21 protein-coding genes and 5 pseudogenes are annotated in these 19,505 nt (G+C 69.8%); 10 read left to right on the top strand and 16 right to left on the bottom strand.

Annotated elements, in window-relative coordinates; genetic code table 11:
- Window positions 1-251: pseudogene (locus tag DEP02_RS33255) on the bottom strand (hypothetical protein); the annotation flags it as partial.
- 258 nt (window positions 252-509) lie between these two features.
- Between DEP02_RS33255 and DEP02_RS34340 the strand changes: the two are divergent.
- A pseudogene (locus tag DEP02_RS34340) lies at window positions 510-716 on the top strand (AraC family transcriptional regulator); the annotation flags it as partial.
- 170 nt (window positions 717-886) lie between these two features.
- Here DEP02_RS34340 and DEP02_RS04540 read toward each other — a convergent pair.
- The 11 genes and pseudogenes from DEP02_RS04540 to DEP02_RS04500 form a co-directional block, all read right to left on the bottom strand.
- Complete coding sequence (locus DEP02_RS04540) at window positions 887-1,708, bottom strand: aspartate racemase/maleate isomerase family protein (RefSeq protein WP_112466026.1); 822 nt, start codon at window positions 1,706-1,708, stop codon at window positions 887-889.
- The gene (locus tag DEP02_RS04535) at window positions 1,705-3,156 is read right to left on the bottom strand and encodes an MFS transporter (RefSeq protein ID WP_112466025.1); all 1,452 of its coding nucleotides are present in this window, start codon (window positions 3,154-3,156) and stop codon (window positions 1,705-1,707) included. Before DEP02_RS04535 ends, DEP02_RS04540 begins: the two co-directional genes overlap by 4 nt.
- Before the next feature lie 87 nt (window positions 3,157-3,243).
- The gene (locus DEP02_RS04530; protein ID WP_112466024.1) at window positions 3,244-3,945 is read right to left on the bottom strand and encodes an HAD family hydrolase; all 702 of its coding nucleotides are present in this window, start codon (window positions 3,943-3,945) and stop codon (window positions 3,244-3,246) included.
- Window positions 3,942-4,916, bottom strand: coding sequence for a pseudouridine-5'-phosphate glycosidase (locus DEP02_RS34335; protein ID WP_232838957.1), 975 nt, complete (start codon window positions 4,914-4,916; stop codon window positions 3,942-3,944). The genes DEP02_RS04530 and DEP02_RS34335 overlap by 4 nt, the downstream gene beginning before the upstream one ends.
- Window positions 4,917-5,089: 173 nt before the next feature.
- Window positions 5,090-5,347, bottom strand: coding sequence for a hypothetical protein (locus DEP02_RS34330; protein ID WP_232838956.1), 258 nt, complete (start codon window positions 5,345-5,347; stop codon window positions 5,090-5,092).
- A gap of 61 nt (window positions 5,348-5,408) precedes the next feature.
- A pseudogene (locus DEP02_RS35645) lies at window positions 5,409-5,558 on the bottom strand (acyl-CoA dehydrogenase family protein); the annotation flags it as partial.
- Window positions 5,559-5,700: 142 nt separating this feature from the next.
- A complete protein-coding gene (locus DEP02_RS04520) occupies window positions 5,701-6,120 on the bottom strand; it encodes a DMT family transporter (protein WP_112466022.1) in 420 nt (139 codons plus the stop codon).
- Between the two features lie 46 nt (window positions 6,121-6,166).
- Complete coding sequence (locus DEP02_RS04515) at window positions 6,167-6,487, bottom strand: DMT family transporter (protein ID WP_112466021.1); 321 nt, start codon at window positions 6,485-6,487, stop codon at window positions 6,167-6,169.
- 161 nt (window positions 6,488-6,648) lie between these two features.
- On the bottom strand, window positions 6,649-6,858 hold the full coding sequence (locus tag DEP02_RS04510) for a hypothetical protein (RefSeq protein WP_198668277.1): 210 nt from the start codon (window positions 6,856-6,858) through the stop codon (window positions 6,649-6,651).
- A 57-nt stretch (window positions 6,859-6,915) separates the two neighbouring features.
- Entirely contained in the window at window positions 6,916-7,563 is a 648-nt protein-coding gene (locus DEP02_RS04505) for a DsbA family oxidoreductase (protein WP_112466019.1), read from the bottom strand.
- Window positions 7,560-8,045 (bottom strand): nucleoside deaminase, encoded by a 486-nt coding sequence (locus DEP02_RS04500; RefSeq protein ID WP_112466018.1) that lies wholly within the window; start codon window positions 8,043-8,045, stop codon window positions 7,560-7,562. Before DEP02_RS04500 ends, DEP02_RS04505 begins: the two co-directional genes overlap by 4 nt.
- Before the next feature lie 216 nt (window positions 8,046-8,261).
- On the opposite strand from DEP02_RS04500, the gene DEP02_RS04495 reads away from it, so the two are divergent.
- The 8 genes from DEP02_RS04495 to DEP02_RS04460 all read left to right on the top strand — a co-directional run bounded on the left by DEP02_RS04495 (window position 8,262) and on the right by DEP02_RS04460 (window position 14,177).
- Window positions 8,262-8,711: a MarR family winged helix-turn-helix transcriptional regulator gene (locus DEP02_RS04495; RefSeq protein WP_112466017.1), complete on the top strand. Its 450-nt coding sequence runs from the start codon at window positions 8,262-8,264 to the stop codon at window positions 8,709-8,711.
- 306 nt (window positions 8,712-9,017) lie between these two features.
- The gene (locus DEP02_RS04490; protein WP_112466016.1) at window positions 9,018-10,484 is read left to right on the top strand and encodes an AMP-binding protein; all 1,467 of its coding nucleotides are present in this window, start codon (window positions 9,018-9,020) and stop codon (window positions 10,482-10,484) included.
- On the top strand, window positions 10,481-10,747 hold the full coding sequence (locus DEP02_RS04485) for an acyl carrier protein (protein ID WP_112466015.1): 267 nt from the start codon (window positions 10,481-10,483) through the stop codon (window positions 10,745-10,747). The genes DEP02_RS04490 and DEP02_RS04485 overlap by 4 nt, the downstream gene beginning before the upstream one ends.
- 52 nt (window positions 10,748-10,799) lie before the next feature.
- On the top strand, window positions 10,800-11,174 hold the full coding sequence (locus DEP02_RS04480) for an ectoine synthase (RefSeq protein WP_112466014.1): 375 nt from the start codon (window positions 10,800-10,802) through the stop codon (window positions 11,172-11,174).
- A 103-nt stretch (window positions 11,175-11,277) separates the two neighbouring features.
- Window positions 11,278-12,417, top strand: coding sequence for an acyl-CoA dehydrogenase family protein (locus tag DEP02_RS04475; RefSeq protein WP_112466013.1), 1,140 nt, complete (start codon window positions 11,278-11,280; stop codon window positions 12,415-12,417).
- The gene (locus tag DEP02_RS04470; protein ID WP_112466012.1) at window positions 12,414-13,091 is read left to right on the top strand and encodes a transglutaminase-like domain-containing protein; all 678 of its coding nucleotides are present in this window, start codon (window positions 12,414-12,416) and stop codon (window positions 13,089-13,091) included. Before DEP02_RS04475 ends, DEP02_RS04470 begins: the two co-directional genes overlap by 4 nt.
- A 10-nt stretch (window positions 13,092-13,101) precedes the next feature.
- Window positions 13,102-13,911 carry a maleate cis-trans isomerase family protein gene (locus DEP02_RS04465; protein WP_112466011.1) on the top strand — a complete coding sequence of 270 codons (810 nt, stop codon included), beginning with the start codon at window positions 13,102-13,104 and terminating at the stop codon, window positions 13,909-13,911.
- On the top strand, window positions 13,908-14,177 hold the full coding sequence (locus DEP02_RS04460) for a DUF6253 family protein (RefSeq protein WP_112466010.1): 270 nt from the start codon (window positions 13,908-13,910) through the stop codon (window positions 14,175-14,177). The genes DEP02_RS04465 and DEP02_RS04460 overlap by 4 nt, the downstream gene beginning before the upstream one ends.
- 375 nt (window positions 14,178-14,552) lie before the next feature.
- Here the strand turns inward: DEP02_RS04460 and DEP02_RS04455 are convergent.
- Window positions 14,553-15,641: pseudogene (locus DEP02_RS04455) on the bottom strand (IS701 family transposase); the annotation flags it as partial.
- Window positions 15,642-16,367: 726 nt separating this feature from the next.
- Here DEP02_RS04455 and DEP02_RS35765 point away from each other — a divergent pair.
- A protein-coding gene (locus DEP02_RS35765) for an IS630 family transposase (RefSeq protein WP_438947724.1) occupies window positions 16,368-17,460 on the top strand; the annotation gives its coding sequence in 2 pieces (ribosomal slippage) (window positions 16,368-16,819 and window positions 16,818-17,460; 1,095 coding nt in all).
- Here the strand turns inward: DEP02_RS35765 and DEP02_RS04440 are convergent.
- The 3 genes and pseudogenes from DEP02_RS04440 to DEP02_RS04430 all read right to left on the bottom strand — a co-directional run.
- On the bottom strand, window positions 17,454-18,119 hold the full coding sequence (locus tag DEP02_RS04440) for a TetR family transcriptional regulator (protein WP_157977365.1): 666 nt from the start codon (window positions 18,117-18,119) through the stop codon (window positions 17,454-17,456). The genes DEP02_RS35765 and DEP02_RS04440 overlap by 7 nt on opposite strands.
- Before the next feature lie 201 nt (window positions 18,120-18,320).
- The gene (locus DEP02_RS04435) at window positions 18,321-19,286 is read right to left on the bottom strand and encodes an NAD-dependent epimerase/dehydratase family protein (protein ID WP_112466007.1); all 966 of its coding nucleotides are present in this window, start codon (window positions 19,284-19,286) and stop codon (window positions 18,321-18,323) included.
- Window positions 19,283-19,505 (bottom strand): annotated as a pseudogene (locus DEP02_RS04430) (ScbR family autoregulator-binding transcription factor); the annotation flags it as partial. The pseudogene DEP02_RS04430 and the gene DEP02_RS04435, both read right to left, overlap by 4 nt.

Below are 19,505 nucleotides of genomic sequence, written 5' to 3'. Positions count from 1 at the left end.
GTGATCTCGTGGGCCAGGGCGTCATCGGCGGCCTTCCTCGCCGAGCGCGCCGTCTCGCCGGCCGGCCACGCGTAGAAGGAGGACCGGGCCACCTTCAGCAGCCGGCACGACAGAGCGACGTTGTGGGTGGTCTTCTCCGCCTCGATGAACGCGTACACCGTGACGGTCCTGCCGGAGGAGCGAACGAGCGCGACCGCGTCCCGTTTGAACTCCTCCGTGTACCGCCTGCTGCGGTTGCTCTTGTTTCCCACCTGGCACTACTTCCTCTGGAACCTCACGTCCCAGTCTCCAGGTGTCCACGATCAGGGGGAGGGTTCACCGACCGGCTGCCCCCGGCTGATGCTCATGACCCTGTGCGAAACCGGCACCCGCGGCCTGATCGCAGCGGTCTTCGGCCCCGCCACCAAGGGCGAGACCGACTACGCCCACGACCTGGTCGGTCACCTGACCTCGGACATGCTCCTCCTGGACGCCCGCCGGTGCTGGCGCTGCTGCCCGACGGCTCCTAGCGGATACGCCACGCCCAGGAGTTGCTGGAGACCGCCGACGACAGCGTCGACACCATCGCGGCGGCCACCGGCATGGGCACCGCCACAACGCTGCGCTGACACTTCAACTGCACGGTCGGCGTGCCTCCGGACACCTACCGCCGCATCTTTCGCTCACGGACCCGCCCCGACCCGAACGACAGCGGGCAACACCACCGACGCCCCTGAGCCACGAGGAGGAGCCCTTCGGCGGCTCACCTGCGGTCAGTCACCGGTCCGGGGCCCGTACGACCACGAAATCGTGATCGCTTCAGCCCTCGGCGTCGCACCAGGCCACGGCTCATCTGCTGTTTCCTGACGCGTCAACGGACAGTCCCTCCGGGCGGCCTCCGCTCCCCTCACCGGAAACCGCCCGTCGGAAGGCGGAGGTTGAAGAGGCTGCCGTGGAGGGACTGTCCCGTGTCCGCCCGCGGCTCGGGAGTGCCCTGGTTGAGGCCGTACCACAGGACCGACTGGTTCGCCGTGATGACGGGGATGCCCAGCTCCTGCTCGAGCGACACCGCCGCACCTTGAGCGCGGAACCCGCTGCCCGGGACAAGGATGCCGTCGAGAGCGGTGTCCTCGGTGTCCTTGAAGGCCGCGAGTGTCTGCCGGCGGACGTCGTCCGGATCCACGATCCATCGGGCGCCCTCGTCGAAGGCGTTGTACCGGGGAATGCCCGCCCATTCCAGACCGAGGTCGAACTGGGCGATGTGGATGCGCTCGATGCCCACCGCGGCGAGGTACCTCTCGGCCGCCTCGAAGGTCGGGGCAGTGAACCAGGGGGGCATCATCACCAGTGGCCGGCGGACACCGGCGGCTTTCAGGGCGGCCGTCATGGCCACCGCCGCGGTGTAGACCGGCGTGCCGTGGGAGTGCGACTCGGCCTCCGCGATGAACTCCGTATCGAAGGACGGCCCTCCGAAGAAACTGCTCGATCCGAAGCACAGGGCGATGCTGTCGGTGCCCAGCCGGCCCAGGTGGTCCAGGCTCCGGGCGACCTCGGCGGACGACGCGAAGGCGCGAGCAGGGCTGCCGACGTACTCGGTATCGGCGGGACGAGGGCACTCGAAGCGAGCCGTGTGGACGGAGACGCCTGCCGGAGCCATGCCCCATATCTCCGTCTCGGGCACGGGGTCGTTGTGGATGACGAGAATTCCCAGCCGGGCCGCGGTGGTCATCCGGCCCTCCCCTCCTCGGACGCCGCGACGGGTTCGCCGACCGCGGACGGCTTCGGCGGTCCGGCCTGGGCCGCGGGTGCGCGGAATCCCGCCCAGGACCACACGATCCCGACGAGCGCGATGGCGGCGGCCAGCAGGAACGCGGACAGGAAGCGGCCGTCGCCGGGGTCGGTGCCCAGGACGAGGACCAGGACCGCCACTCCGAATGCGCCGCCCGCGTACTGGGTCGTGGTCATCAGGGCACCGGCGACGCCCTGGTTGTGGTCGTCGACGTCGCGCGTCCCACCGACGAACATGGAGGTGTAGATCATGCCGTGGCCGATACCGCTCACCATGAGGCCGGGAAGCATGCCCACGAAATACGAGTGATTGTGCACCGAAACGGCGAGCAGCACGAGACCGGCCGCTCCGATGGCGAAGGCCAGCGGCAGCGTGCGCTGTACGCCGAGGGGGTTGATCAGACGGCCGGCGATCATGTTGCCGAGTGTGATGCACACCGCCAGTGGCAGGAAGGCGATGCCCGCGGCCAGCGGCTCGAACCCGCGCCCTTCCTGGAGCAGGAGCGTGACCAGGTAGAACTCGGATCCCGCCACGCTTGCCATGTACAGCGCCGAGGCGCCGCAGCCGACCAGGAGCGTGCGCGTACCCCGCAGCGAGGAATCGACGAGCGGCTGGGCACTGCCGCGCTCCCGGGCGACGAAGAGGGCGAGCAGGACCACGGCTGCGGTGAAGCTGCCCAGCGCGAGCGGATCGGTCCAGCCGACATCCGCGGCCAGGGTGAGCCCCAGCACCGAGACGAGCACGGTCGCTGTGCAGAGCACGGCACTGAGGACGTTGAGGGGTACGGCCCTTCCCGAGTCGGTCCTGCCGGGCAGCAGCCGCGGCGCGGCCAGCGCGCACACGGCGGCGAACGGCAGGTTGACGAAGAACGTCCAGCGCCAGGACACCGTGGTGAGCAGGCCGCCGATGACGACGCCGGCGGCGAGGCCGCTGGCGCCCACCGTCCCCCAGACGGCGAGTGCGCGCGTGCGCTCGCGTCCCGGTTGGAAGGTCGTGTTCACCAGGGCCAGGACCGAGGGCTGGAGCGTGGCGGCGGCCACGCCCTGCGCCCCTCGGGCGATCAGCAGCAGGGAGGCATTGCCGGCGATGCCTCCGGCCAGTGAGGCGACGCCGAACAGCAGCAGAGCGGCGATGAACATGTTGCGCGCGCCTATACGGTCGGCGGCCCGCCCTCCGACGACGAGGAATCCGGCGAAGAAGACGGCGTAGGCGCTGACCACCCACTGGATGGTGCTGCCGGACAGGTGGAGGTCCGAGCCCATGCTGGGCAGGGCCACGAAGATGACCGAGAAATCGAGCGCGATGAGGAACTGGGCCGCGGACAGCGTGACCAGACCTGCGACGGGATTCCTCGGTGCCGCCGTGCCGGGTGTCGTTGGTGATGTCATGTCTTTCTCCGACCGCCTTGTTCTGTCGTCGTGTTGGCGAGGAAGTGCATGTTGTGGTGCGGTGCGGTTCGAGCCCGATGCAGTGGGTCAGCTGCGATGCGCAGTCACCGCGGAAGATCGGAGAGCTCCCGGCGTCTCGCCGAGCGCCCGTACGGTTTCGCACACCATCTGCGCTCCCGCGTCGAGCAGTTGCCCGGCCGTCGCGACCCCGTAGGACACCCCGATCGCCCTCATGCCCGCCGCGCAAGCCATCCGCATGTCGTCGACGGCGTCGCCCACCACGAGGCACTCTTCGGGGGCTCGGTTCAGTTGTCGTGCGGCGAGCAGGGCGAGGTCGGGATGGGGCTTGCCCCGTGGGGCCATGCCGTGGCACACGATGGCATCGAAGTGGCCGGTCAGGCCGGCCGGTTCGAGCAGCTCTTCCGCGCCGGCGCGAATCTTGCTCGTGACGATGGCGAGGGGACGGCCCTCTCTGCGCAGTCGTTCCAGGAGTTCCGGTACACCGGGGAAGACCATGGACTTCGCCTCGGGCACGACGGTCTCCCGGAACAGCTCTCGGAAGCGTGCGACGGCGGCTTCCACCTCGGCGTGCTCGTGCGGCAGGTTCAGCAGTTCACCGAAGGCCGCAACCAGGGGCCTTCCGACGGTGGCCCGCACTTGCTCCCGTGGTGGTGCGGGACGGCTCGACTCCGCCAGGACTCGGTCGAGCACCGACACGATGGCGCGAGGGGTGTCCAGCAGGGTGCCGTCGAGGTCGAACAGGACCGGTGCCGTCGCCTGCGTGGTCATTGGCCGGTCTCCTCACGCTCGGTGAGTTCGAGGGACAGTTGCACGGCGAACTCGCCGGCCAGTGCCGTGGTCGACAACAGCACCGAGCGGTTGGCCGCGGAGCTGCGGCCCTCGGTGGCCTGGGCGATCGCCTTGAGGAGGTACGGCGTGATGGCGGGGCCCGTGACGCCGTCGCGTTCCGCCAGCGCCGTGGCCTCGGCAAGGGCCGCTTCGACGTCCTTGGACGGAATCCCGTCGGCTTCCGCGATCGGGTGGGTGACCAGGACCGATGTGGCCGTACCCGTGTCCCAGTGAGCCGCGGCGGCTGTCGCGATCTGCCGGAGGTCGTCGAGCCGGTGCGGATTGCGGACACCGCTGCTGACGCTGAAGTAGGCGGGGAAGTCGTCGCAACGGTAGCCGATCACAGGGATGCCGGCGGTCTCCAGCCACTCCAGGGTCCACGCTGGATGCAGCATCGACTTGGCACCGGCGCACACCACGGCCGTACGGCTCCGTGTGAACTGGACCAGGTCCGCGGAGATGTCGAAGCTGTGTGGAGCGTCGCGGTGCACACCTCCGATGCCTGCCACGGAGAACACCCGGATCCCGGCCAGATCGGCGGCGACCAGGGACGAGGAAACCGTGGTGGCCCCGGCGCCCCCGCCGGCCAGGGCGATGCCCAGATCGCGCGTGCTGACCTTGGGAATCCCGGGGTTTGAAGCGAAGCGTTCCAGATGCTCCTTGCTCATGCCGACGACGATCCGGCCGTCGAGGATGCCGACGCGAGCGGGGACCGCACCGGAGCCTCGCACGGCCGCGTCGATGTCGTGGGCCAGCTCCAGGTTGGCCGGATACGGAAGACCGTGCGGGATCACGGAGGACTCGAGGGCGACGACCGGCCGTCCCTCGTGCAGGGCCTCGGCGACTTCCTCGTCCACGGTGAGCAGCGCGGGGTCGGCTCCGACAACGGCGGTGGGAGTGGTACGGAGCATGAGGATTCTCCTCTCTGGCGGGGGAGCAGGCTCGGGCGCCGGCTTCACCGGCGAGAAAGCCGCCGGTGACCGTCCCGGAGCCTTTGAGGTAGCGGGGTGGGAGCGGCGCATGTGGACACCACGAAGCCGTAGGGCAGAGCGTCGAATTCGCCGTGCTCCGTGGTGTACTCCCTCTACGAGGTGCCTGCCGCGCCCTCCTGGTAGGGGTGGTACATGCTGTCCGTGGTGCTGTCGAAGCCGCATGCCTCCGTTCCATGGAGGCGGCACGGCAGCTTGTCGGAGACCGGAGTCGCCCGGATCCAGCAGCCGTTCGAATGGCTTACGGGGCCGGCAGACGGTTCCTGGGCCGATCGCTCGCCGAGTTCCTGGACCTTGAAGTGGTGATCCAGGAACTCGGCGGTGCGCAGCAGTGGCACAGGGCCGTCGGTCATGCGAGCCTCCCTTCTCGTGACGCGGAGCGCGTCGGCGTGACAGGCCGAGCATGGCGGCGATGCGGGTGCGCCGGATCTCAAACGTGCCCGAGCAGATGGTTTTGGCGAGGAGGTTGCGGACGTCCTTCTCCCAGCCGTACTCGGTCATGTAGCCGTAGCCGCCGAAGATTTGGAGCGCCGACAGGGCACGCCGCTCGGTGTACCGCTTCACCACCGACGGGTCCTCGACACCCGGTTGCCCGGCCAGGTGCTCGACCACCGGCCATGGCACCGTGAGCGGGTTCTCCGGACAAGGACTCCGTCGGTGGACCGTCACGAAAGGTCGGGGTGGGGACTGCCGGACTGCGTACCCGTCAGTGTGCTGTGCCTTGGACTTCCCGCGGCCTGGCAGCGGCCTCCTGGGTGTCCTGGGTCCCCTGGGTGTCCTGCGGCCTGTCGGCGAGCTTGAGCCAGACCACGCCGGCGATGATGACGCCCAGCCACAGGGCCTGGATCGGGGTGAGGGTCTCGTCGAAGAAGACGGGGCCCAGCAGCGCTGCACCGACTGCCCCGATTCCTGCCCAGACGGCGTAGCCGATGCCGACATCAATGGTGCGTAGTGCGGTGCTCAGCGCCCAGAGTGTCAGGAGGAAGAACACGACAGCGACCAGCGACCACGACAGGCGGGTGAAGCCGTGGCTCCCACCGACGGCGAGCGCGTAGCCGACTTCGAACCCTCCGGCGAGAAAGAGCATGAGCCAGGAGTTGGCCGAGTGGCGGGCGGTGTTGGACATGTGCGCGAGTCCTTTCGCAGAGATGGGTCAGGTGACAGCGGGATCCTCAGGCGGCGCCACTGAGTTGGAGGCCAACAACCCCGGCGATGATGACGACGATGCCGAGTGCCTTGCGCCAGTTCAGGCGCTGGCCGAAGAGCAGCGCTCCGAGAAGGGTGATGCCGATGCCGGAGACGGATGTCCAGAGGGCGTAGCCGACGCCGACGTTGAAGGTCAGCAGCGCCTTGCTGAGGAAGTAGGTCGCGATGGCACCGCTGAGCAGGGTTGCGACGGTCCACGCGCGGTTCCTGAAGCCTTCGGCCTTGCCGGCTGCGATGGCGACGGCGATCTCGAAGATGACCGCGACAGCGAGGTAGAGCCACTGCATGGGTAGTCCTTTCGTTCGATGGAGGTCAGCGTTGCGGGGCCGGTCCGCCGCGGAGTTCGCCGTACCGCGGGAACGGTGGTGGGTACGGCGAAGCAGTAGTCCGCCAGGACGCCGTCAGGCGAAGGCAGGGGGCGTCCGGCGTGGACTCAGTCGGCGCGGACTCAGTCGGCATGGACCCGGCGGATGTTTTCCAGCGTTGCCCGTGGCTGCAGCACGGCTGGGTCGAACGGCGTCCAACAGGCGGTCATGCCGGTGGTGACCAGGCCTTCGGCGGTGGCCGACGCCCGGGTCGTCGGTGCTACCGCGAGCCGGTTGCGCAGGTCGAGCCCTGCGAGCCCGAACGCGGTGAGGGCAGGATGCGCTGCCGTCACCGCGCACACCTGCCGGATGCGGAGAGGGGTCGGGGCACCTGGCCGTGTCGTGTCATGTCAGCACCCGTCGATTCCGCAGGCGGCACCTCGGGTGACCGTCTGTTCGGCCTGGGTGGCGAGGATCGCTTTGCGCAGCTGTGCGGCGCGCGGAACGCCTTCGATGCGGATGTCGCCGACGAGGATGGTGGGGACGGACTGGATGCGGTGGGCGGCGGCCTCGCGCAGGGCGTCCTGGTGCGTGTCGCGGTAGGTGCCGTTGTCGAGGGCGGCGCGGAACGCGTCGGCGTCCAGGCCGATTTCCCGGGCGAGCGCGGTGAGCACGTCCGGCTGCCCGAGGTCCTGGTCCTCCTGGAAGAAGGCGCGGAACATGCGACGGGTGTACTCGGTTCCCTTGCCCTGTTCGGCTGCGTACTGGTAGCCCTCGAAGGCCAGGCGGGTGTAGGGCTGCGGGGAGACGGTGGGCAGGGTGATGTCGACGCCCATGCGGCGGGCCAGGGGGTAGACGGCGCGCCGCCAGATGTCGGGCAGGTACTCGTCCTCCGGCCGGAGGGTGGGCTGGGGATGGGGCCGCAGTTCGAACGGCTTCCACTCGATCTCGACGTCGACGCCGAGGTCCTTCGTCGCCTCTTCCAGCGGGCCTTCGGCCAGCAGGCAGAAGGGGCAGACGTAGTCGGACCAGATCTGGATCTTCACCGGATCACTCATCGCAGACGGCCTTTCCGGCCGGTCAGGAACTCCTGGAACGGCACTTCGTGCCCCTCGATCGGAGCGTGCGTCACCTTGAGCGGCCAGGTGGTGGGGTCGTTGGAGAAGATGGAGTACGAGCCGGCGTAGTCGAAGCCGTAGGCGCCTGCGGTCCCGCGGTCGGCTGCGTACACGATGTGCCCGACGTTGAAGTAGAGGGCGGCCATGTAGCACAGGGCGCAGGGCTCGCCCGAGGCGATCAGGGTGGATCCGGCGACGCCGAGCCGGCCGGCCTTCTTCGCCGCCGCGCGCAGGGCGACGACTTCGGCGTGCGCGGTGGGGTCGTCGTCCTCATGGACCCGGTTGAAGCCGGTGCCCAGGACACGGCCGTCGCGCACGACGATCCCGGAGAAGGGGATGCCGCCCTCGGCGACGTGCGTGCGGCTGATCCTGACTGCTTCCTCCACATAGGGAGTGAGGTGGTCAAGGGGCTGGATCTGCATGGGAGTCAGCCCTCGCAGAACGGCAGCCGGGCCCGGCCCGCATTCGTGCTCCGGGGACGGCTCGTCGATGTCGCGGACACGAATCCTCCAGTAAATTTGCTTGTACTTGCAATCAAATGGTGCCCGAGTTCCTTCGATCGCACAACCCGGGGAACGGCAGGAGTTTGCATGAGCATGTACTCTGCTGTCAAACAGCGACTCAGGGAGGACGCACCTATGGCAACTCCACACGCTGCGCCCCTGCGCACGTCCGACCAGGCCGTCTGGAACCGGGTCCTCACGCTGCACGCGCACGTCGAGCGCGAGCTGGCCCTCACGCTGCAGCGCCGGCACGGGATCGGACTGTCGGAGTACCGCTCCCTGGAACACCTGCACCACTCCGAGAAGAGCGAGCTGCGCATGCAGGACCTGGCCGACAAGGTGGGCCTGGGACAGTCCTCGGTGACGCGCCTGGTGGGCCGGCTGGAGACGGCCGGCTTCGCCTACAAGGACCTGTGCCCCTCGGACAAGCGCGGCGTCTACGCCGTCATCACCGACGAAGGACGGGAGCGCTACCAGGCCGCGCGCACCACCTACACGGAGGTGCTGTCGTCCGCGCTCAACACCTTCACCGGCGACCCCGAACTGGGTCCCACCGTCCAGGCCCTGCGCGCGGCCCAGGGCTGACCCCAGCCACGCACGAGCCGGTTCGCGCGACGCGACGCAGCCCTCCGGCCCCCGGCACGCCGCCCTGGCACCCCACTCCCCGGACGGCTGCGGCACGCCGACGCGACCACTTGGCCCCGGCCCGCTCAGCGGCCGGGGTTTTTACTTGCACAGACAACCATCCATGACTTGGGTCACACTCACTTCGGCAAGTAAGTGCTTGACCAAGCATATGTATGGCCGGATACCTTCGGGTGCGACACCGCAAGATTCGAACAGCCGCTCGGCCGCAGTTGTTCGCGGCTGCCGACCGCAAGGAATCCCGCCGTGCCATCGCCCCGTCTGGCCGAGACCGTCGCCGTCCACGGTCGCCACCGGCCCCACAGCATCGCGCTCCATTTCAACGACCAGGCCGTCACCTACGGCCGGCTGAGCGACCTGACCGAGAGCCTGCGCAGCCAGCTGCTGCAGCTCGACCTCCCGGCGGGCAGCACCGTGTACGTGCCGGCGCACAAGACGCCGCAGACCATCGCGCTGCTGCTGGCCCTCTTCCACGAGGGCCACATCGCCCTGACCCCCTCCCCCGACCTGGGCAGCGCCGCACTCGGACGCCTGGCGCAGCAGGCGCGGGTCTCCCACCTGCTCACCGTGGCCGGTGACGGGGTTCTCGCCGCAACTCCGGCGCCGGCGCCGGAGGACGGGGCACAGGGGTTCGCGGTCCCGGACCCGGGACGGACGCGGCTTCTGCTGACCACCTCCGGCTCGACCGGCACTCCCAAGATCGTCCCGATCGAGGCTGCCGGGTTCGACGCCTTCAGCGACTGGGCCGTCGACGATTTCGCCCTGTCCCCCAGCGAGACCGCGCTGTCGTACGCACCGCTCAACTTCGATCTCGCCCTGCTCGACGTCTGGACCTTCCTTCAGCTCGGTGCGTGCGTGGTGCTCGTGGACCAGCAGCGGGCGACCGACGCCGCGTACCTGGCCGCGCTCGCCGCCCGGCACCAGGTCACCTTCGTGCAGGGCGTACCGATGCTGTACCGGCTGCTGCTCGAGAACGGCGCCGCCTTCGCCGCCGCACGCCATGTGATCTTCACCGGGGACAGCCTGCCCGCCGGCCTCCTGACCCACGTCGCCCCGGCGTTCCCCAACGCTGCTTTCCACAACGTGTTCGGCTGCACGGAGACCAACGACTCCTTCATCCACCACGTCGACCCCACCGCGGACGGCCCGATGCCCATCGGCCGCCCCATCCGCGGCAGCCAGGCCCTGGTTCTTGACGCCGAGGGCCGGCGCGTCACCTCGGCAGGCACCGGCGAGCTCCTGGTGTCCACCCCGTTCCAGACCGGCGGCTACCTGCGCCGGGATCTGAACAGTGCGGCGTTCGTGCACCTGGACGGCCGCGTCTTCTACCGCACCGGCGACATCGTCACCCGTACCGCCGAGGGCCTGTACTTCCTCGAGGGCCGCGCGGACTGGCACGTGAAGGTCCGGGGCGTGCGCACGAACCTGCAGGAAGTGGAGAACGTGCTCGCGGCCCATCCCGACGTCGCCGAGGCCGTGGTCGTGCCGCTGCCCGACCCGCAGGCCGGCGTCCGTCTCCACGCCCATGTCGCGCGGCGGCCGGACACCGGCCTCACCAGCCTGCGGCTGCGCACCCACGCGGGCCGGCACCTGCCGCGCCACGCCATCCCCGCATCGGTGCATCTCACCGACGCGCCCCTGCCCCGCACCTCGACGGGCAAGCCCGACCGAAACCTGATCAAGCGGAACCGCATGAAGGAGATCGACGCATGAGCAGTCCCGACATCGCCGCCGAAGTCCGCGCCTTCGTCGTGGCCGAGTTCCTGGCCGGGGAGGACACCTCGGACCTGACCGGTGACTACGACCTGATCGACTCCGGCGTCATCGACAGTCTCGGCCTGGTGCGGCTGCTCTCGCACATCACCCGGGCCTACCGCATCCCCGCCGACGACATCGAGTTCGCGCCGGACCACTTCCGCACCCTCGACGCCGTCGTCGCCGTGATCGCGGCCCACTCCCCGGCCGCCGCAGTCTGACCTTCCTCCCGCCCGGCACCACACGACCCGATTCCGAAGGAGAACCAAAAAGATGATCGTCCGCAGCCTCGATGACGTCGCCCCCGTCGAGTGGGGCAACGGCCTGAGCACCCGTCTGCTGACCAAGCCCGACGGCATGGGCTTCGCCGTCGCCGACACCCTCGTCCGCAAGGGCACCTCGAGCGCCCTGCAGTACCGCAACCACCTGGAGGCCTGCTACTGCATCAGCGGCTCGGGAGAGGTCGTGGAGAAGGACGGCACACGGCACAAGATCACTCCGGGCACCATATACGCCCTCGACGAGCACGACGCGCACTACCTCGTGGCCTCCGACCACGAGGACTTGCACCTGGTGTCGATCTGGAACCCGCCGATCAACGGCGACGAGAGGCACACCCTGTCCGAGGACGGGTTCTCCCAGTACTGAGCCGCCGTCTCCGGCCCACCGGCTCCGGACCCGCGCAGCACCGCGACGGGCTCCGGGCCGGGGCCGGCCTCACACGCTCTCCTCCGCCGACCTAGGACTCCCCTTGACCGACGATCTCTTCGACCTCACCGCCCCGTGGGCGGACCAACTCAACGCCGGCACCCGCGAGCAGGACGCGGCGGGCGCCTTCCCCCACGACAAGTGGAAGATCCTTCAGGAGACCGGTCTTCTGCGGGCCCACTTCGCCCCGGAGTTCGGCGGTGCCGACCACGGTCTCACCGCGACCATGCGCGCTCTTGAGGGCCTGGGGTACGTCTCCCGCGACGCCGGCCTGTCCTTCTCCGCCTCCACGCAGATCGTGTCCGTGGGCGTTCCCCTGCAGCGATTCGCGAGCTGGGAACTGAAGGAGCGGTACCTGCCGAAGATCATGTCCGGTGAGTCCATCACCGCGCACGCGATCACGGAGCAGTCCGGCGGGTCCGACGCGATGAACCTGGCGACCACCGCCCGGCGCGAGGGGGACCATTACGTGGTCAGCGGCGACAAGGTGTTCATCACCAACGCCCCGGTGGCCGACCTGTTCCTGCTGTACGTCCGCACCGGCAAGCCGGGCCCCTTGGGCCTCACCACGCTGTTGGTCGAGGCCGGCACTCCCGGCCTGACCGTGGGTCCCGCGATGGACAAGATCGGACTGCGCACCAGCCCGGTCGGCACGCTCGCCTTCGACGAGCTGCGTGTCCCGGTCAGCCAGCGGGTCGGGCAGGAGGGCGCCGGCTTCCTGGTCCTGGACTACGTGATGAAGCGCGAGGTCCTCTTCGGCTTCTCCATCACCCTGGGCGAGATGACCCGGCGCCTGGAGGAGACCATCGCATTCGCCAGGGAACGCCGCCAGTTCGGCCACCCCATCGGCAGCTACCAGAGCATCTCCCACAAGATCGCGGACATGAAGATGCGGGTGGAGACGGCCCGCAAGTGGCTCGCCGACACAGGCGCCAAGGTCGAGGCCGGCGAGGACGCCTCGCTCGACCTCGCGGCCACCAAGACGATCGTGTCCGAGGCCAATGTGCAGACCGCGCTGGACGCGGTGCAGATCCACGGCGGCCGCGGCGTACTCACCGAGCACGGCATCGAGCGCGACCTGCGCAACTCGATCGCCGGAACGATCTACTCGGGAACCTCCGAGATCCAGCGCAACCGCATCGCCACGCTCCTCGGCCTCAGACCGACAGGAATCCCGTCATGACCCCTCAGCTGGACCAGTTCACCCGTCCCACCGCTTTCCTCGACTACGAGACCGACGAGGTGCAGAACTTCATCGACCATGCCGTCAGGGACCGCTCCGCGGACAAGACGACCAACGCGATCGAGCTGTACTACGCGGTGCGTGACGGCATCTTCTACGAGGTCTACGGTGCCTCCCTCTCCCCCGAGGGCCTCAGGGCCTCGCACACCGTCACCGTCAAGTCCGGGTTCTGCCTGCACAAGTCCGTGCTCTACGCGGCCGCCGTGCGTGCGCTGGGCATCCCCTCCCGCCTCGTGTACGGCGACGTGCGCAACCACCTGGCCTCCCCCCGCCTGCTGGAGCACATCGGCGGCGACGTGTTCTTCCACGGGCTCACCCAGGTCTACCTGCAGGGCAAGTGGGTCAAGGCCACGCCGGTGTTCAACAAGATGCTCTGCAAGCTGTACGGCATGCAGGCCCTGGAGTTCGACGGCCTCAGCGACAGCCTGTACCACCCCTTCAACGAGGGGGGCGGCTCCATGGAGTTCCTCACCGACCACGGTGCCTTCGACGACGTCCCCTACGACTTCATCCTCGAGACCATGCGCCGCCGTCACCCCAAGTTCCTCGACGCCGACGGCACCGGCACCGTCCGCGGCGGTCGCCTGGCCGACGAGTCCGTACTCACCCGGTAGGAGAAACCTCATGCCCAGCATCCCCTCACCCGTGGACGGATGGGGCGCCTCAACCCGCATCGGTGTCGTCGTACCGCACGCCGACGTCGGTCCGGAGGCCGAACTGCAGGCCATCGCCCCTGCCTCCGTGTCCATCCACGGATCGCGCGTCCACTTCGCCGCCATGCGGGCGGGAGGCGAGATGGACGAGAAGATCCCCCACGACCCGGTCCGGGCGTTCGTGCAGGCCCCGTACCTGGATCAGGCTGTGGAGCTGCTGTCCGCCTCCCCGCTGCACGCCCTGGCCCTCGGTTTCACCTCCTCCAGCTACGCGCTGAAGACCCAGGGCGAGCAGGAACTCTACGAGCGGCTGCGGCCCCTCACCCGCAACCTGCCGATCACCGGCACCACCAGGGCCGCCCGCGCCGCGTTCGGCGCCCTGGGTGCGCGCCGGATAGCGGTGGTCAACCCGCCGTGGTTCGATGAGACGCTCTCGGGCCAGGGCGCCGACTACTTCCGCGAGTTCGGCTACGACGTCGTCCACCACGGCCCCTGCGGCCTGCCGTCCAACCAGCGGGCCATCACGCCGGACAACCTGTCGGAGTGGATCCGTACCGAGGTCGCCGTGCACGACCCGCAGGCCGTCCTCGTCGCCGGCAACGGCATCCGGGCGGTGGGCATCATCAAGGTCCTGGAGGCCGAGTTCGGCTTCAACGTCGTCACCGCCAACCAGGTGATCCTCTGGCATGCCCTCCATCTCGCCGGTGCCGCCGGCACCGCCCGCGGCATCACGGACTACGGGCACTTGTTCTCCATGGCCCCGAAGGATGAGCACCCGTGAGTCTGCTGGAGGCACACGGCTACGATGCCGTCTTCGGGACGCCGGAGGGCGACACCTACCGCATCCCACTGGTCTGCTGGCGCGAGGAAGGGGGGCACATGTACGGCATGGTCCTGGTCAAGGGGCATCTGCGGCGAGTGGAACAGCTGCCGAACTTCCTGCGATACGGCACCCAGGACGGCAGTGACGGCTCCTCCGCCCCGTCCTTCGATGTACCGGCGGCGGACCGCAGACCGGGCGGGACGCGGACGCCGGCCCTTCGATGACATCCACGTGCTCACAAAGGCCGGGCCGCACTACGGCATGCGGCCCGGGGCACGTGGAACGCGGGTGTGGTGGGGCGGGCATGTGCGCTGGGGCTCCGGCAGTGCGTGCCCACCCGCTCGCCCGCTGCCGACGGGGTGGTGATCTCTCGTAGGCACGTGGCGGGGGCCCGTGACACACTGAACGGTGGTCATGGGCCCTTTCCGTGGGCCGTTGCCCGGCGGCGCCGTTGACGGCGCATGGTCGGGCAGCGGTGCGGTGGCTCGAGGGCGCTCGTGCGTCCACGGGACACGGGGTGTGAGCGGCGGACCGGCCGGGCCGTCGCCTCTCGCGCTGTGGCCGGGGCCGGATCGGGCAGTCTCCTCGTGGGGGACGGCTGCCAGGCGGCTGTAGGCGAAGGCGGCCGAGACCAGTGTCATGTGACGGTGCCACCCCGGGAACGAGCGGCCTTCGAAGTCCCGTAAGCCGAATCCCCGCTCGAGCAGGTCGACCGTCTCGCGGGTCGCGGTGCGCCGGGCCGTGTACCGCAGGAGTTCCTCGACCGGCGGCTGCACCATGTTGGTGATCCACAATGCTCCCGGTCCTGCTGCCGGAGTGCCGGGCCGCGTGAAGAGGCGCAGTGGCTGTGGCTGCTGGCCGGCTACGGCGCCGGGAATCCGGACCAGGCCGTGGCGGGTCTGTGCCTGACCCGTTCGTCCGGCGGGGAAGCGGGGCTGGCTGCGGTGCTCGCTCAGGATCTCGGCCGCTGTCATCACCGACTTGCGGTGAGCGCGGGCGAGAGGGCTGAAGGGGATCGTGGGGAGGCTCTCGGGGACTGTGACGATGAAGTCACGCCGGCGCCGGCTCAGGCCGTTGATGAGTCGGCGGGCGTCCATGTAGCCCTCGAGGTCCGCGATCACTGGAACGTCCTCGTGCGGTGAGCCCTGCACCAGCCGGTCCAACAGGTGCAGGACGACGCCTTCGGGTGAGGAGGCGACTTCCCGGGGGATGCGGGCCTGTTCACGGCGGGAGCCGTGGGCCCACTGCGCGGGCAGGAGCAGGTTCCACCCCACGGGGAACTCACCCGCGTCGGTCGACATGAAGACGGCCGTTCCGACCTGGCAGTTGACTGTGCGCCCGGTACGCGGAACGAAGCGGCGGTGCACCCCGCACGACTTGTCCCCGCGCTTGGGCAGTACGACGGGCACGATCGTCCAGGCCCGGGGCCGGACACGGTCCTCGGTCCACTGCCGCAGCTGGTCGCAGGCCGGCGTCCACTCCCAGGGGCTCTCGTTGACGAACTGGTGCAGCGCCTGCGATGCCGTGGGGGAGTCGCTCGCGACAGCCGCGAGCCGGCGGATGGACTTCTTGCCGGGCGTACTGAGCAAGCCCTGTATGTACGCATGAGCCCACCTGCGTTGGTCGGCTCGGCGCAGGTGTCCGAAGAGCTGGTCCGTGAACTGGGCGACGGAGTCCCATCCCCTCATGTTGCTTCCCCTCCCTCGTTGCGGCCGCACTCAACCATAAAGAATGGTCACTATTTTTCTTCCGGTCGAGGGATTCTTGTCGCCACTTCGCCAACTCCGTGTCCAGGCACGGCGCGTCAGGCCGGCGTGCGTCAACGTATGGGAGCGAAGGGGAGGGAGGACCTTCCGAATAGGGGGTCAGCGGTCGGCAGGCGCGAAACGGCGGGCCTCGTCTACGGGGGCGTGCGCGGCCGCGGTGAGCACGGTGAGCGCGGTGGGAAGAACGCCGGGTGCAGCGCTCAGGCACCCTCGAATACGTCGCGCGGACGCCCGCGACGCACGGTCCCGGCGCCCGGCAGGCGAGCGAGGTAGGAGCCGGTCCGCGAAAAGGCGGTCACCACGGCCTCGTGGGAGCCCGGTCGGCGGCCGTCGCAGTGGCATGCTGCCGACCGATGCCGCCGACCGATGCCGCGCGACTGTACGGGGACACCGTGCGGTCCGCGCGGGATCGGGTCCGGCACGGCCCCGATCCCTCCCAGTGCCCGGCGGGCGCAGGCGTGCGTGGTGGCGAACTCGTGCAGACGCACTGCGGGCACGTCACGCACGAGCCGCTGTCCGGAGGGACACAAGCCAAGAGCGGGAAGACCGCCGATCTCTTCCGCCGGCGCCACCACAGCGGACAGGAGCCGCCCGACTACTGATCTTTTCGGCTTGGTGTCGGATGGTAGGCGGTGGTGGGCCGGGAGTATGCGGTACGCACAGGGCGGTGGCCTGACCGCGAAACGGCGGCAGGACCGCGAGGAGGTCCGGTTGCAGGCCGCGCAGCGGTTCGCGCGGGGCGAGGCGACGGCGGTGATCGCGGCGGACCTGCGGGTGAGCGAGCGGTCGGTGGAGCGGTGGCACCGCAGCCGGCGCGAGGGCGGTGCCCCGGCCCGGGCCTCGAAGGGATCGGCGGGCCGGCCCAAGCTCACCGACGCACAGTTCGCGCTCCTGGAGGAAGAACTGGTCAAGGGCCCGGCCGCACACGGCTGGCCGGACCAGCGGTGGACCCTGGAGCGGATCAAGACGGTGATCGCGCGCCGCTTCCACCTGACCTGCCCGGTCGCGGGGGTGTGGCGGCTGCTGCACCGCCACGGCTGGTCCTGGCAGGCGCCGGCCCGCCAGGCCTGGGAGCGCGACAGGAGGCGGTGGAGCTGTGGAAGAAGGGCGTCTGGCCGCGCGTAAAAGCACCGCGGCGGCGCGCGGGGCCTGGCTGGTCTTCGAGGACGAGGCCGGATTCTCGATGACCCCGCCGCGCGCCAGGACCTGGGGCCGACGGGGGCGGACGCCGCTGGTGCGGGTGCGCGGCCGCTCCTGGCGGCGCCTGTCGATCGCGGCGATGTGCTGCTACAAGCCCGGTGAGCGGGCCAGGTTCATCTATCGCCCGCGCTCCTACCGGCGCGGTGTGCACGAGCGGCCGAGCTTCGCCTGGACCGACTACCGTGACCTGGCTCGATGCGCCCACCTCCAGCTCGGTGGCCCGATCGTGCCGCTGTGGGACAATCTCAACACCCATCTCACCGCCGGCATGCGCCGCTACGTGGACGAGCACGAGTGGCTGACGGTTTTCCAGCTGCCTGCGTATGCCACGGAGTTGAACCCGGTGGAAGGCATCTGGTCGCTACTGCGGCGCGGCCCCCTGGCCAACACCGCCTTCGTCGACGCCGAGCACCTCACCCGCACCCTGCGCCGCAGCCTGCGGCGCATCCAGTACCGGCCCGACCTGATCAACGGCTGCCTGACCGAGACCGGCCTCGCGCCTACCGATCGGCACCCGACACCAAGCCGAAAAGATCAGTAATCGTTTCTCCGCCCGGTGTCCTCCCGGGGCTCACGGGAGGCCGGCGCGGGGACACGGGTCTGTCCGCATGGAGTGGTGCCGCAGTCCGGCCGGGCGTCGAGGCTGACGGCGACGCACTGCCACAGACGGCCGAGATCGTGTTCCACGGCCGTTGCCGTGCGGCCGGAGCGGATCTGCGCCTCGGCGCCGGCCAGCAGGTAGGCGACCAGCAGCTCGATGTCGGCCAGGTCCTCTTCGGTGGCGCCGCCCCTCTGGGCCAGGCCGAGGGCGTGAGTCAGGGCGGGACGCCAGGCGTTTTCCCAGGAGTCACGCCCACCGGGACATTCGTAGGCGAGGCGCACAGCCGCATGAGCCCGGACGTTCCCGGCCAGGACGGCGGCCAGCACCTGGGTGAGCCGGGTGGCTGCGGCCAGCCCCGGCGTTGCGATCTGCTGGACCTCACGCAGCGCCGAGCGGGCGGCCTCGGCGCCCGCCTCGCTGACCGCGTGCGCCAAATCCTCCTTGGTCAGGAAATGGAAGGTCAGCGCGCCCGACGTCACGCCGGCGGACCGGCTGATGCGTGCCACGGTGGCGCCGGTGTAGCCGTGACGGGCGAACTGCGCGGCCGCGGCGTCGATCAGGGAAGACCGGGTCTGCTGCGCTCGTGCCTGTCTTACCACAGCGGGGTCCTCGGGGCGGCTCGGGAGCGGAGGCCTACTGCTGGGCATCCCATGGACTTCGCACGGGCTGCGCACCTCCTCCGACTGACTCGTGACCGGTCCCCCCCGGTGACGATGTCCCAACCGTACCGGTCCGGAGCCGGTACAAGGATTCAGCACCCGTATCCGGGTGCGGCTTTGGCACGTCCGCGACCGGGCACGTCATACTGTCGCCCGCACGGCGGCGGCATGACGGCCCAGGTGCTTGCGGTACCAGGGGGCTGCCGCCACGAGGCGGGCCAAGGCTCCTGGGCCCGTCGGGCACCCGGTCGCGAACCAGATCTCGTTGCTGCGGTACCAGTGGTCGCCGGCCAGCAGGGCGAACTGGCGCTCGCTCACCGCTCCGGGGTGCCGGCGCAGCCGCTCCAGGCATTCCTGCCATGTCCAGTCCTGCAGCGCGGCAGGCAGTATGCCGAGGTCGGAGAGCTTGGCCATCAAGTCCGCGTTACGTACGGGGGTGGGGTGGCTGGCGTGGTGGACGCCTGCCGGCGTCGGCTCCGGGGTCAGCGCAAGCGCCACGATCAGCCGTGCCAGGTCGCTGGCGTCGACCATGGACATGAGTCCCCGGCCGCCGTCCCACCGGGCCGGCACCCGTTGAAGCAGGTCGGCGAGTGCGGGAATGACCCATCGGTCGCCCGTCCCGGTCACCAGCCCAGGCCTCAGGACCGTGCCCCCGGCCGCCAGCACGGCCTTTTCCCCCGCCAGTCGCGTACGGCTGGCTACCGAGACGGGGGCCGGCTGGATCTCGTTCACGGTGATGCCGCGGTGCGGTCCGGGGCCGTAGACGGCCGCGGTGGACAGGTGGACGATGCGGCGCACGCCGGCACGCTGGGCCTCCGCCACGAGCGCCGCGGTGCCAAGGTGGTTGACTGCCTCGCAGGCGGCCCCGTCGCCCGAGACCCGAGCGGCCAGGTGCACGAGGACATCCACACCGTGCGCGACCCCGCGCAGTGACGCCGGCTCGGCCAGGTCGGCCCGGCGCCATACGACGCCCGGGACGCCTGCTGAGCGCCCCATCGCCAGCACCGTCAGGTCGTTGCCCGTGTTGCGCGCCTCCAGCAGTCGGCGCAGCACCTTCGAACCGATGAATCCGGTGGCTCCGGTCAGCAGGATCCTGATCGGTGTCACTGTCTCGCTCCACTGTCGGGGATGGTCAGCTGCTCGGTGACGTCGGCCGGAGCCAGCGCCGGAAGCAGGCAGCGCCACATGTTCGCGATCCGCTCCGGCAGATCGGCCCGCCCGGTGGAGATCTGCGACATGATCTGCGTGCCGGTGAAGGCGGCCACCAGCATCGAGGCGAACATCGTCTCGTCCACGTCCGCCAGGAGCTGGCCTCTGCTGCGTGCC

The organism is Streptomyces triticisoli, from assembly GCF_003270085.1.
GTDB classification, from domain to species: Bacteria; Actinomycetota; Actinomycetes; order Streptomycetales; family Streptomycetaceae; genus Streptomyces; species Streptomyces triticisoli.
This window is presented reverse-complemented; position numbering and strand designations above follow the sequence as displayed.